This window comes from Flagellimonas oceani (genome assembly GCF_011068285.1).
Taxonomy (GTDB): domain Bacteria; phylum Bacteroidota; class Bacteroidia; order Flavobacteriales; family Flavobacteriaceae; genus Flagellimonas; species Flagellimonas oceani.
Map to the genome: position 1 here is coordinate 356,898 of NZ_CP049616.1, position 14,481 is coordinate 371,378.

The 14,481-nt window shown below is 44.5% G+C and carries 6 protein-coding genes; 4 read left to right on the forward strand and 2 right to left on the reverse strand.

Annotated elements, in window-relative coordinates; all coding sequences use genetic code 11:
- The first annotated feature begins 22 nt into the window (after positions 1-22).
- Genes rpoB through GVT53_RS01710 form a run of 3 tightly spaced genes read left to right on the forward strand, consistent with a single transcriptional unit; the run spans position 23 to position 8,537 of the window.
- Positions 23-3,832, forward strand: coding sequence for a DNA-directed RNA polymerase subunit beta (gene rpoB / locus GVT53_RS01700; RefSeq protein WP_166247127.1), 3,810 nt, complete (start codon positions 23-25; stop codon positions 3,830-3,832).
- 40 nt (positions 3,833-3,872) lie between these two features.
- Positions 3,873-8,171, forward strand: a complete 4,299-nt coding sequence (gene rpoC / locus GVT53_RS01705; protein WP_166247128.1) for a DNA-directed RNA polymerase subunit beta' — start codon at positions 3,873-3,875, stop codon at positions 8,169-8,171.
- Between the two features lie 54 nt (positions 8,172-8,225).
- The gene (locus tag GVT53_RS01710; RefSeq protein ID WP_108247113.1) at positions 8,226-8,537 is read left to right on the forward strand and encodes a DUF3467 domain-containing protein; all 312 of its coding nucleotides are present in this window, start codon (positions 8,226-8,228) and stop codon (positions 8,535-8,537) included.
- A 32-nt stretch (positions 8,538-8,569) separates the two neighbouring features.
- Here the strand turns inward: GVT53_RS01710 and GVT53_RS01715 are convergent, their stop codons facing one another.
- Positions 8,570-9,001, reverse strand: a complete 432-nt coding sequence (locus tag GVT53_RS01715; RefSeq protein WP_166247129.1) for a hypothetical protein — start codon at positions 8,999-9,001, stop codon at positions 8,570-8,572.
- Positions 9,002-9,109: 108 nt separating this feature from the next.
- Positions 9,110-10,699, reverse strand: coding sequence for a peptide chain release factor 3 (locus GVT53_RS01720; protein WP_166250389.1), 1,590 nt, complete (start codon positions 10,697-10,699; stop codon positions 9,110-9,112).
- Positions 10,700-11,094: 395 nt separating this feature from the next.
- Between GVT53_RS01720 and GVT53_RS01725 the strand changes: the two genes are divergently transcribed.
- A complete protein-coding gene (locus tag GVT53_RS01725) occupies positions 11,095-14,478 on the forward strand; it encodes a T9SS type B sorting domain-containing protein (protein WP_166247130.1) in 3,384 nt (1,127 codons plus the stop codon).
- Positions 14,479-14,481: the final 3 nt, after the last annotated feature.

A 14,481-nucleotide genomic window follows, 5' to 3' on the forward strand; every position in this document is an offset into this window, starting at 1 on the left:
CACGATCAAAATTTGTCCATAGATGTTCACAAACACTATTGAAAGAGTTAATTTCGCATCCGCTAAGAACATACCGGAATACCCGGATTTCTTGGACATTCAGATAAAATCGTTCCAAGACTTTTTCCAGCTTGAAACTAAATCTGACGAAAGAGGAAACGAAGGTCTCTACAACACCTTCATGGAGAATTTTCCAATCACCGATACCAGAAATCAGTTTGTACTTGAGTTTTTGGATTACTTCATTGATCCGCCAAGATACTCCATCCAAGAATGTATCGAGCGGGGACTTACCTATAGCGTACCGTTAAAGGCACGTCTAAAACTATACTGTACCGATCCAGAGCACGAAGATTTTGAAACCATTGTACAGGACGTGTATTTGGGGACCATCCCATACATGACTCCAAGTGGAACTTTTGTGATTAATGGAGCGGAACGTGTTGTAGTATCCCAGTTGCACAGGTCTCCAGGGGTTTTCTTTGGACAGTCTTTCCACGCAAACGGGACAAAATTGTATTCGGCAAGGGTAATTCCTTTCAAAGGTTCCTGGATCGAGTTCGCCACCGATATCAACTCGGTGATGTACGCCTATATCGATAGGAAGAAAAAATTACCGGTAACCACTTTGTTCCGTGCCATTGGCTTTGAAAGGGACAAGGATATTTTGGAGATCTTCGACCTTTCGGAAGAAGTAAAGGTTTCCAAATCCGGACTTAAAAAAGTATTGGGCCGTAAATTGGCCGCTAGGGTGTTGAACACATGGCATGAGGATTTCGTGGACGAGGATACAGGTGAAGTGGTTTCCATCGAAAGAAACGAAATTGTATTAGATCGTGATACCATTTTGGAAAAAGAGCATATCGATGAGATCATTGATGCCGATGTGAAGACCATTTTGCTTCACAAAGAAAACAATGCGCAATCCGATTACGCCATTATCCACAACACCTTGCAAAAGGATCCTACCAACTCCGAGAAAGAAGCGGTAGAACATATCTACAGACAATTGCGTAATGCCGAGCCGCCAGATGAAGAGACCGCTCGTGGTATTATCGATAAATTGTTCTTCTCCGACCAACGTTACAACTTAGGTGAAGTAGGTCGTTACAGAATGAACAAAAAATTGGGATTGGATATCGGAATGGACAAACAGGTTTTGACCAAGGAAGATATCATCACCATTATTAAATATTTGATCGAGTTGATCAACTCCAAAGCGGAGATCGATGATATCGATCACTTGTCCAACCGTCGTGTCAGGACCGTTGGGGAACAATTGTCCCAACAGTTCGGCGTAGGTTTGGCACGTATGGCACGTACCATCCGTGAGCGTATGAACGTTCGTGACAACGAGGTGTTTACCCCGATAGATTTGATCAACGCCAAGACATTGTCTTCCGTGATCAACTCGTTCTTCGGAACCAACCAGTTGTCCCAGTTCATGGACCAGACCAACCCGTTGGCCGAGATTACGCACAAAAGAAGATTGTCCGCATTGGGGCCAGGTGGTCTTTCCCGTGAAAGAGCCGGTTTCGAGGTGCGTGACGTTCACTATACACATTACGGAAGATTGTGTCCGATCGAGACACCAGAAGGTCCGAACATTGGTTTGATCTCTTCATTGTCCGTATTCGCCAAGGTGAACAATATGGGCTTCTTGGAAACTCCTTACCGTAAAGTAGAGGATGGTAAAGTGGATACCAAAAACCACATTTACCTAAGTGCAGAGGAAGAGGAAGGAATGAAGATCGCCCAAGCCAACATTCCATTGGCGGACGATGGTACCATCGAAAGAGAAAAGGTCATTGCACGTGAAGAAGGGGATTTCCCGGTTGTGGATCCAACAGAAGTAAAATATACCGACGTTGCGCCGAACCAGATTGCTTCCATTTCCGCATCGTTGATTCCGTTCTTGGAGCACGATGATGCGAACCGTGCGTTGATGGGGTCCAACATGATGCGTCAAGCAGTTCCATTGTTGAGACCGGATTCCCCGATCGTGGGTACAGGTCTGGAAAGACAGGTGGCTACGGATTCCCGAGTATTGATCAATGCCGAGGGGGATGGAGTCGTGGAATATGTGGATGCACAGAAAATTACCATTAAGTACGATAGAACTGATGAAGAGCGATTGGTAAGCTTTGATGAGGATTCCAAAACGTACCAATTGGTGAAGTTCAGAAAAACAAACCAAGGGACCAGTATCAACTTGAAGCCCATCGTAAGAAAAGGCGACAAGGTGAAAAAAGGTCAGGTACTTTGTGAAGGATACGCTACCGAAAAAGGTGAATTGGCCTTGGGTAGAAACATGAAGGTAGCCTTTATGCCTTGGAAAGGATATAACTTTGAGGATGCGATCGTAATCTCAGAAAAAGTTGTTCGTGAGGATATCTTTACCTCCATTCACGTTGACGAGTACTCTCTTGAAGTGAGGGATACGAAATTGGGTGCAGAGGAATTGACAAACGATATTCCGAACGTATCCGAAGAGGCGACCAAAGATTTGGACGAGTACGGTATGATCCGTATCGGTGCCGAAGTGAAGCCCGGTGATATTTTGATTGGTAAGATCACTCCAAAAGGAGAGTCAGATCCAACTCCCGAGGAAAAATTGTTGCGTGCCATCTTTGGTGATAAGGCAGGTGACGTTAAGGATGCTTCATTGAAAGCTTCACCATCCTTGAGAGGTGTTGTGATCGACAAGAAATTGTTCTCACGTTCCATCAAGGACAAGAGAAAGCGTTCCGAAGATAAAGAGGCCATTTCAAGATTGGAGATGGACTACGAAGTGAAATTCCAACAACTAAAAGATGAATTGATCGAGAAGTTGTTCGGACTGATCAGCGGAAAAACATCGCAAGGGGTAATCAACGATTTGGGTGAAGAAGTACTTCCAAAAGGAAAGAAATACACCATCAAAATGTTGAACGCCGTTGACGATTTCGCTCACTTGGTAGGAGGTAGCTGGACAACCGACGATGCAACCAATGCCTTGGTTGCCGACCTGTTGCACAACTACAAAATCAAATTGAACGATATTCAAGGTAACCTGAGAAGGGACAAGTTTACCATCTCCGTAGGGGATGAGCTTCCTGCAGGTATCATGAAGTTGGCCAAAGTTTACATCGCCAAAAAGCGTAAGCTAAAAGTAGGTGATAAAATGGCAGGTCGTCACGGTAACAAAGGTATCGTGGCCCGTATCGTTCGTCAAGAAGATATGCCGTTCTTGGAAGACGGAACCCCAGTGGACATTGTATTGAACCCACTTGGTGTACCTTCAAGGATGAACATTGGTCAGATATACGAAACCGTATTGGGATGGGCCGGATTGAAGTTGGGCAAAAAGTTTGCGACCCCGATTTTCGACGGAGCCTCATTGGATGAGATCAACAAGCTTACCGATGAAGCTGGTGTACCAAGATTTGGACACACCTACCTATATGATGGTGGAACAGGCCAGCGTTTTGACCAACGTGCAACCGTTGGTGTGATCTACATGTTGAAATTGGGTCACATGGTCGACGACAAGATGCACGCAAGATCTATTGGACCATACTCCTTGATCACACAGCAACCATTGGGTGGTAAGGCACAGTTCGGTGGTCAGCGTTTTGGAGAGATGGAAGTGTGGGCATTGGAAGCCTACGGTGCATCATCTACCCTTAGGGAAATATTGACCGTTAAATCGGATGATGTGATCGGAAGGGCCAAAACTTATGAGACCATCGTAAAAGGTGAGACCATGCCAGAACCTGGGTTGCCAGAATCTTTCAACGTATTGATGCACGAACTTAAAGGTTTGGGCTTGGATATCCGTTTGGAAGAGTAGAATACTATTATTACATTAATTATATCATCACCATATTGTTATGGCTAGAATAAAAGATAATAACGCACAAAAAAGGTTCAACAAAATTTCCATTGGATTGGCCTCGCCAGAGTCGATTTTGGCAGAGTCCCGCGGAGAAGTGTTGAAGCCTGAAACCATTAACTATAGAACGCACAAACCAGAGCGTGATGGATTGTTCTGCGAGCGTATTTTTGGTCCTGTAAAGGATTATGAGTGTGCCTGTGGTAAATACAAGAGAATCCGTTACCGTGGAATCGTTTGTGACCGTTGTGGTGTTGAAGTGACGGAGAAGAAGGTACGTAGAGACCGTGTGGGCCACATTAATCTTGTGGTTCCCGTAGCGCACATCTGGTACTTCCGCTCGTTGCCAAACAAGATAGGTTACCTTTTGGGATTGCCTTCCAAAAAGTTGGATATGATCATCTACTACGAAAGGTATGTGGTTATACAGCCAGGTATTGCCAAAGGTCCAGAAGGTGAGGAAATCCAAAAAATGGATTTCTTGACCGAAGAGGAATACCTGAACATTTTGGAATCCATTCCTACCGAGAACCAATACTTGGAGGATAGCGACCCCAACAAGTTCATCGCCAAAATGGGTGCCGAGTGTTTGATCGACATTTTGTCCAGAATCGATTTGGAACAATTGTCTTACGAACTTCGTCACAAGGCAAACACAGAGACTTCAAAACAACGTAAGACCGAAGCCTTGAAGCGTCTTCAAGTAGTGGAGGCTTTGCGTGAGTCGCAAGGAAACAGGGAGAACAACCCGGAGTGGATGATCATGAAGGTGATTCCCGTGATTCCACCAGAATTGCGTCCGTTGGTGCCGTTGGATGGTGGTCGTTTTGCGACTTCCGATTTGAACGACCTGTATCGTAGGGTAATTATCCGTAACAACCGTTTGAAGCGTTTGATGGAAATCAAGGCACCAGAAGTGATCTTGAGGAACGAAAAACGTATGCTTCAAGAAGCGGTAGATTCCCTTTTCGATAACACAAGAAAAGCATCTGCGGTAAAAACAGAATCAAACAGACCATTGAAATCCCTTTCAGATTCCTTGAAAGGTAAACAAGGCCGTTTCCGTCAAAACCTTTTGGGTAAACGTGTGGATTACTCCGCCCGTTCCGTAATCGTCGTTGGACCGGAATTGAAATTGTACGAATGTGGTCTTCCAAAAGATATGGCGGCCGAACTTTACAAACCGTTCATCATCCGTAAGTTGATTGAAAGAGGTATTGTAAAGACCGTTAAATCTGCCAAAAAGATTATAGACAAGAAAGAGCCCGTAGTATGGGACATTCTTGAAAACGTCCTTAAAGGACACCCTGTATTGTTGAACCGTGCCCCCACATTGCACAGATTGGGTATCCAAGCGTTCCAGCCTAAACTTATCGAAGGTAAGGCTATCCGTTTGCACCCGTTGGCGTGTACCGCATTTAACGCGGATTTTGATGGGGATCAGATGGCAGTTCACTTGCCATTGGGGCCAGAGGCCATTTTGGAAGCGCAACTATTGATGTTGGCTTCGCAGAACATCCTTAACCCTGCCAATGGTTCTCCGATTACCGTCCCGTCCCAGGATATGGTTTTGGGATTGTACTATATGACCAAGCACAAAAAATCCACTCCAGAAGAGCCTGTATTGGGCGAAGGATTGACCTTCTATTCTTCTGAAGAGGTTGAAATTGCCTTCAACGAGAAAAAAGTTTCGCTTAATGCCGGAATCAAGGTAAGGGCCAAGGACTTTAACGAAAAAGGTGAATTGGTATATCAAATCATTGAAACCACGGTAGGTCGTGTATTGTTCAACACGGAAGTGCCGGAACAAGCAGGATTCATCAACCAAGTATTGAACAAGAAGGCCCTTAGGAACATTATTGGGGACATTCTTGCGGTGACCGATGTACCTACAACGGCCGATTTCTTGGATAAGATCAAGGCCATGGGATACGATTTCGCCTTTAAAGGTGGATTGTCCTTTAGTTTGGGTGATATTATCATCCCTGCCGAAAAGCAGGATATGATCGGCGAGGCAAACGAGCAGGTCGATGGTATTATGATGAACTATAACATGGGTCTGATCACCAACAACGAGCGTTACAACCAGGTTATCGATGTTTGGACATCTACCAACGCCATGTTGACCGAATTGGCAATGAAGCGAATCCGTGAGGATAAGCAAGGATTCAACTCCGTATATATGATGTTGGATTCTGGTGCGAGGGGTTCCAAAGAGCAGATTCGTCAGTTGACCGGTATGCGTGGATTGATGGCCAAGCCGAAAAAATCCACAGCTGGTGGTGGTGAAATTATCGAGAACCCGATTCTTTCCAACTTTAAGGAGGGACTTTCGATCTTGGAATACTTTATCTCTACCCACGGTGCGCGTAAAGGTCTTGCGGATACCGCTTTGAAAACGGCGGATGCGGGATACTTGACCAGACGTTTGGTGGACGTTTCACAAGATGTGATCGTGAATAGCGAGGATTGTGGAACTTTGAGAGGTATCGAGGTAGAACCATTGAAGAAAAATGAGGAGATTGTTGAAACCCTGGGTGAAAGAATCTTGGGCAGGGTATCGTTGCACGATGTGTACAACCCATTGACCGAAGAATTGATCCTAAGAGCAGGCCAAGAAATCAACGAGGTCGATGTGAGAAGGGTAGAGGCAGCTCCAATTGAAAAGATAGAAGTAAGATCACCGTTGACCTGTGAGGCTCCTCAGGGAATCTGTTCCAAGTGTTACGGTAGAAACCTTGCTACCAATAAAATGGTACAACGAGGTGAAGCTGTTGGTGTTGTGGCGGCACAATCCATTGGTGAGCCAGGTACACAGCTAACGTTGCGTACCTTCCACGTGGGTGGTATTGCAGGTAACATTTCCGAGGACAACAAGTTGGAATCCAAATTCGACGGTATCGCCGAAATTGAGGACTTGCGAGTTGTAGAAGGACAGGCCGGCGATGGAAGTAAAACGAATATCGTGATTTCCAGAACTTCGGAAGTGAAGATCGTTGATCCAAAAACAGGAATCACGTTAAGTACCAGCAACATTCCTTATGGATCTCAATTGTTCGTGAAGGATGGAGAAAAAATCACCAAAGGAACCGTAATCTGTGAATGGGATCCCTATAATGGTGTAATCGTTTCTGAGTTCTCCGGACAGATTGCTTACGAGAATATTGAGCAAGGGGTTACTTACCAAGTGGAAATCGATGAACAGACCGGTTTCCAAGAAAAAGTAATCTCCGAATCAAGGAACAAGAAGTTGATACCAACGTTGTTGATACAGAACAGTAAAGGTGAAACCTTACGTTCCTATAACTTGCCAGTTGGTTCCCACTTGATGATCAATGATGGTGAGAAGGTAAAAGAAGGTAAGATCTTGGTGAAAATCCCTCGTAAATCTGCCAAGGCAGGGGATATTACCGGTGGTCTTCCAAGGGTAACAGAGCTTTTCGAAGCCCGTAACCCATCCAACCCGGCCGTTGTATCTGAGATTGACGGTGTGGTATCCTTCGGTAAGATCAAGCGTGGTAACCGTGAGATCATCATCGAATCCAAGACAGGCGATATCAAAAAGTACTTGGTCAAATTGTCCAACCAGATATTGGTTCAGGAAAACGACTACGTACGTGCAGGTATGCCATTGTCCGATGGTTCCATAACACCGGAAGATATCTTGGCCATCAAAGGACCATCAGCAGTACAGCAATACTTGGTGAACGAGGTACAAGAAGTATACCGTTTGCAAGGGGTGAAGATCAACGATAAGCACTTTGAGGTTGTTGTAAGACAGATGATGCGTAAAGTGAAGATCCAAGATCCAGGAGATACTATTTTCTTGGAGAACCAATTGGTGCACAAAGATGACTTTATCAACGAGAACGATGAGATTTTCGGTAAAAAAGTTGTTGAGGACGCCGGTGATTCCGAAAGGTTGAAACCAGGACAGATTTTGACGGTACGTGAGCTAAGGGACGAAAACTCCATTCTTAGAAGAGAGGACAAGACCTTGGTATCGGCAAGGGATGCCGTGGCAGCAACCGCTACACCGATCTTGCAAGGTATTACAAGAGCTTCGTTGCAGACAAAATCATTTATCTCTGCAGCATCGTTCCAAGAAACGACCAAAGTATTGAACGAAGCCGCTGTAAGTGGTAAAGTGGATACCTTGGAAGGATTGAAGGAAAACGTAATTGTTGGACATAAGATTCCTGCCGGTACCGGTATGAGGGATTACGATAGCATCATTGTAGGTTCCAAAGAGGAATACGATGAGATCATGGCCCGAAAAGAGGAATTCAAATTCTAAATAAAACAAACCCTGGCCTTTAGGTCGGGGTTTTTCTTTTTAAGATAAAGTGATATGGCTGAAGAAAAGAAAAATCAGAAACAGATCAACATAGAGTTGGATGAAAAAACGGCAGAAGGGACCTATTCCAATCTTGCCATCATCAACCATTCCGTATCCGAATTTGTGGTGGACTTTATCAGCTTGATGCCGGGCGCTCCCAAAGCCAAGGTAAAGAGCAGAATCATATTGACACCGCAACATGCCAAAAAGTTACTAAAGGCATTGAACGATAATGTCAGCCGCTTTGAACAGGCACACGGAACCATTCAAGACTACGAGCAACCAGCGATACCGTTAAATTTTGGTCCCACTGGTGAAGCATAAAAAAGCCCCAAATCGGGGCTTTTTTTAATCTTTTACTTTAACCAACCTTTCTCAATTCCTTTTTTCGAGAAGAAAATCAGGTAAATGCCAATAACGATAACGATTATCGGCATTGCGTAGGTGGATGGCCCAAAGGCCTCTACCGCATTGGAAATAAACAACCAATGGATGAATTGCGCCACTGCTGCGATCAAGGATACGATAAAAAAAGTTTTCGCCCATTTTTTTCGGAGCAAAAGCCCAATACAGGCCAAAGTTCCAGAGAAGACCGCAATGGCAAATGCAGCTGTTGCCCAAGCCGGGATACCTTCAAAAGCTTCGCGTTGGGCCTGGTCCATGGCCTCTAAAAGCGCTACTTGGTTAAAAGCTTGATTGAGATAGTTCATAACGCCCACCAAGTTCCATAAAAGAGCGATTACGCTCACCACCCAGAACCAAACAGGTGGTTTTACCGAAGTCGTCATAATTTGATTATTTAATTGGTTACGTTAATCAATGTACGAAAAAAACAGATTCGTAGTGTCCAACGAATTAACAACCAGTCGAATATGTGGTTTGTTCCAATAAAAAAATTATTCGAACTCAGAAGTATAATGCAATTTTACCGAAGGGTATTTTTGCTGTGTCATTTGAAGTGAAAACGGGGAATCCGCCAAAAATACGAGCTGCCCTTTTTTATCCGTTGCCAAAAATTTTTGCTTCACGCGTTTAAATTCTTGGAACTCCTCATTTTTTTCATCCTTGGGTTCCACCCAGCAAGCTTTGTGTACCGGAAAGTTCTCATAGGTGCATTTGGCACCATACTCATGCTCCAGTCTATACTGGATCACTTCATACTGTAGAGCCCCGACCGTGCCTATAATTTTTCGCCCGTTCATTTCTAGGGTAAACAACTGTGCGACACCTTCGTCCATGAGCTGATCGATACCCTTGTACAATTGTTTTGCCTTCATAGGGTCCGCATTGTTGATATACCTGAAATGTTCCGGGGAGAAACTTGGGATTCCTTTATAATGCAACTCCTCACCGCTCGTCAATGTATCACCGATTTTAAAGTTTCCTGTGTCGTGCAGTCCCACAATGTCACCGGGATAGGAAATGTCGACAATCTCCTTTTTCTCTGCAAAAAAGGCATTGGGGCTGGAAAATTTCAGTTTTTTGCCATGCCGTACATGTAAATAGGGGGTGTTACGTTCAAACGTTCCGGATACAATTTTTATGAAGGCCAAACGGTCTCGGTGCTTGGGGTCCATGTTGGCGTGTATCTTGAATACGAAACCTGAGAAATCTTTTTCATTGGCCTTTACCAAGCGCTCTTCGGCCTTCTTTGGCCTTGGTGAAGGGGCAATATTTACAAAACAATCCAAGAGCTCACGCACCCCGAAATTGTTCAGGGCGGAGCCAAAAAATACAGGCTGTAGCTCGCCCTTCAAATAGGCATCTTGGTCAAAATCTGGATAAACCCCTTCAACGAGCTCCAGATTTCCACGTAATTCATCGGCTGCATCGGTACCGATTAGTTTTTCAAGTTCAGGATTGTCCAAATTATCAAAGGCGATGGTCTCCTCGATATTTTTTTTGCTATTTCCGCTGAAAAGGTTGATGTTCTTTTCGTAGATGTTGTAGATGCCTTTAAAATCGTATCCCATTCCAATGGGGAAACTCAGTGGGGTTACGGTCAATCCCAGTTTTTGTTCCACCTCGTCCAAAAGGTCGAAAGCATCCTTTCCCTCACGGTCCAATTTGTTGATGAAGACGATCATGGGGATATTTCTCATTCGGCAGACCTCGACCAGTTTTTCGGTCTGTTCCTCAACACCTTTGGCTACATCGATAACAACAATCACGCTGTCCACAGCCGTCAAGGTTCTAAAAGTATCTTCGGCAAAATCCTTGTGCCCGGGAGTATCCAGAATATTGATTTTTTTGTCCTTATAAATAAAGGCCAGAACGGAAGTGGCAACGGAGATTCCCCTTTGGCGTTCGATTTCCATAAAGTCGCTGGTAGCGGATTTTTTGATCTTGTTACTTTTTACCGCTCCGGCTTCCTGGATGGCGCCACCGAACAACAACAGTTTTTCCGTAAGTGTAGTTTTACCCGCATCGGGGTGGGAGATAATGCCAAAAGTTCTTCGTTTCGCTATTTCCTTTTCAAAATCCATCAACAAAAATTTCGGCAAAAATACGGGATTTAAATCTTTTGTCACTCATTTTTAGTACGATTAGGGATTGTTGATATAATTGAAAAAAAATCAAAAATAAACAGCAGTTAAATCCGAAAAGAACGGTATTTTTCGCCCGTTTTTAAAACGCTGGCCATTTCACGCTCCTGTTGTGCATTCTCAAAATAAGGAGATAGGGCAACTAATGATAAGGAAATTGCTTTTTATCGATTAAAATGGGAGGTGAAACACAAATAGATTAATTATGTGACCTATTTCTATCGATTTGTGTCGAAAGGGCCAGAGTTATTAGAATACTGAGAAAACCCCAATTTTCTTACAAATACGAGAACCTCTTATTGCCATGGTGATTAGTTGACCAAAACTTATCATTTATGGAGAACATTACTTTTGTAAGACTAAAGAAACACTTGGTCCTAAAATATACCTTATGGTGTTTTGTTTTTGGGCCAATTCCTTCCTTTGGTCTGTCCCCTGTACATACATACAATACAGACGTAGCTATTTCTGCTACTGATCTTATTCCCTCGCAAATGGCTGATCTTTGGAATCCGCTGTCCAGTGCGATGGCGCCAGAAGACTGTGATGGGGATGGCGTTTCTTGTGAGCAGGAGGAGAAGGACGGCACAGATCCCAATGATCCTTGTGATTTTATATTGGAACATCAAAACTGTACACCTTCCGAAGCTTGGAAAAAGGATGATTGTGATGGTGATGGCGTGAGCAATGGAAAGGAAAAAGAGGATGGAACGGACCCCTTGGACCCATGTGATTTTGTGTTGGAGCATCAGGATTGCTCTATTTCCGAAGCTTGGAAAAAGGATGATTGTGATGGCGATGGCGTTAGCAATGGAAAGGAAAAAGAGGATGGAACGGACCCCTTGGACCCATGTGATTTTATATTGGAGCATCAAGATTGCTCTATTTCCGAAGCTTGGAAAAAGGATGATTGTGATGGCGATGGCGTTAGCAATGGAAAGGAAAAAGAGGATGGAACGGACCCCTTGGACCCATGTGATTTTATATTGGAGCATCAAGATTGCTCTATTTCCGAAGCTTGGAAAAAGGATGATTGTGATGGCGATGGCGTGAGCAATGGAAAGGAAAAGGAGGACGGAACGGACCCCTTGGACCCATGTGATTTTGTGTTGGAGCATCAGGATTGCTCCCCATCTGAAGAATGGAAGAAGGATGATTGTGATGGCGATGGCGTGAGCAATGGCAAGGAAAAAGAGGATGGAACGGATCCCTTAGATCCATGTGATTTTGTGTTGGAGCATCAGGATTGTTCTCCATCTGAAGAATGGAAGAAAGCGGATTGCGACGGCGATGGTGTCACCAACGAAGATGAAAAAGAGGATGGGACCGACCCACTAGATCCATGTGATTATAAACCCGAAAGCGTTACCCTTCCACAAACCGGTGATTATCTGGATGCGGATTGTGATGGCGACGGTGTGACCAATGAAGATGAGGAAGAGGACGGAACAGATCCCTTAGATCCATGTTCTTTTCTCCTTGAAAGTCAGACTGTAGCTCCCGATTCCACATGGAATGCAGCCGATTGTGACGGCGACGGTGTGACCAACGAAGATGAAAAAGAGGACGGGACCGACCCGCTAGATCCTTGCGATTATAAACCAGAAAGCGTTACCCTTCCACAAACCGGTGATTATCTGGATGCGGATTGTGATGGCGATGGTGTGACCAATGAAGATGAGGAAGAGGACGGAACAGATCCCTTAGATCCATGTTCTTTTCTCCTTGAAAGTCAGACTGTAGCTCCCGACTCCACATGGAATGCAGCCGATTGTGACGGCGACGGTGTGACCAACGAAGATGAAAAAGAGGATGGGACCGACCCGCTAGATCCTTGCGATTATAAACCAGAAAGTGTGACTCTGCCACAGACTGCGGATTGGGAAGCATTGGATTGTGATGATGATGGAAATCCCAATGGCCCCGACCCAGACCCATTGGCTGCCAACGCCAGTGACGATTATGGTTCAACCCCGGCTTTGACCGAAGTAGCTATCAATATTTTGGAAAACGACGATTACCTGCCAAATAACGATGGCAATAATTTGGGTGAAACCAATCTGTCTAGAACTGGCGGCGATGCTGTGGGAACAGTAAGTTTTGATAACGAAACAGGTTTTGTAACCTATACGCCAACCGTGGAAGAGTCAAATTCTACCGTAACCATAGTTTATCAGGTTTGTAATGTATTGCCGGACCCAAGCGTATGCGCATCTGCAACCATTTATATAGAGGTTGGGGCAAACGCTATTGATGCTGTTGATGATGCCTATTCGGTAACAACAGATCAAGATGGCGTTATTGAAGGGAGTGACGTACTATTGAATGACACTTTGAATGGCGAACCGATTTCAATTGACGATGTGGTTTTAACATCGACTGCAACAGCGGAATTGACCGTTAATCCGGATGGAAGCATTTCTGTTACCGAAGGAACAGTTGTGGGCACCTACACCATTGATTACACCATCTGTGATGCGGGAAATGCTACTAATTGCGATACAGCAACCGTAACCGTAACCGTCACAGAAGGAATGGGAGGCAATGTTATAGATGCCGTGGATGATACATATACCGATGAGGATATAGATGATAGCGACGTCCTTTTAAATGATACCCTAAACGGTCAGGCCTTAACTCTAGCGGATGTGATTTTAACATCGACTGCAACAGAAGAATTGACCATTAACCCAGATGGGAGTGTTACGGTCGCACCGGGAACGGAAGTGGGCACCTATACCATTGATTATACCATATGCGATATTATGGACGTGGACAATTGTGACACCGCAACAGTTACGGTTATAGTGACGACAGTTCCGCCACCACCACCGCCAGATGCAATTATCGATGCCGTAGATGATGCTTATACGGCAACGGTAGGTGAAGAAGGCATGATCATGGACAGTGATGTATTGATGAACGATACGTATGATAATTTCGCCGTGACCCTTGCCGATGTGATTTTGACATCCACGCCCACAGAAGAACTTAGGGTCAACGAAGATGGAAGTGTAAGTGTATTGCCAGGAACACCAGAAGGAACGTACACCATAACCTATACCATTTGCGATATTTTGGATGTGGACAATTGCGATACGGCAACTGTAACCGTTGAAGTAACCCAAGGAGAGGATAATGTTATAGATGCCGTGGACGATACTTATAACACTGCTATCACTGGGGGATTGATCGCCAATAGCAATGTATTGGAAAATGATACCCTAAACGGCGAATTGGTATCATTGGGCGAGGTGGAGTTGACATCCACACCAACCAATGAACTTAGTATCGAGGATAATGGAACTGTTAGAGTGGCGGATGATGCCTCACCTGGGACATATACCATCGAGTACACTATCTGTGAAGTCGATAATCCAGATAATTGTGACACGGCAACAGTTACGGTGGTGATAGAAGCCATAGAGGTAAACCAAATGTTGACCCCGAACGGAGATTTAAAAAATGACTTTTTGTTCATACGGGGAGTCGAGTACATTAAATCTAGCAAGCTCAGAATATTTAACCGATGGGGAACATTGGTTTTTGAAGGCGACAACTACAACAATGTAAACAACGCTTTCGATGGGCGTGTTCGTGGAAAATCAGCAATTAGTGTAAACGAGTACCTTCCAGCGGGAGTTTACTTTTACATATTCAACTATGAGACCGAACAAGGAAGTTTTACGGACTCGGAATATATTTATTTGAGCAGATAACAA

Excerpts from the sequence above, each read along its gene's own strand:
- GVT53_RS01725 (WP_166247130.1), top strand. The coding sequence starts at position 11,095 with ATGGAGAACATTACTTTTGTAAGACTAAAGAAACACTTGGTCCTAAAA.
- rpoB (WP_166247127.1), top strand. The coding sequence starts at position 23 with ATGTTCACAAACACTATTGAAAGAGTTAATTTCGCATCCGCTAAGAAC.
- GVT53_RS01715 (WP_166247129.1), bottom strand. The coding sequence starts at position 9,001 with ATGACGACTTCGGTAAAACCACCTGTTTGGTTCTGGGTGGTGAGCGTA.
- GVT53_RS01710 (WP_108247113.1), top strand. The coding sequence starts at position 8,226 with ATGGCTGAAGAAAAGAAAAATCAGAAACAGATCAACATAGAGTTGGAT.
- GVT53_RS01720 (WP_166250389.1), bottom strand. The coding sequence starts at position 10,699 with ATGGATTTTGAAAAGGAAATAGCGAAACGAAGAACTTTTGGCATTATC.
- rpoC (WP_166247128.1), top strand. The coding sequence starts at position 3,873 with ATGGCTAGAATAAAAGATAATAACGCACAAAAAAGGTTCAACAAAATT.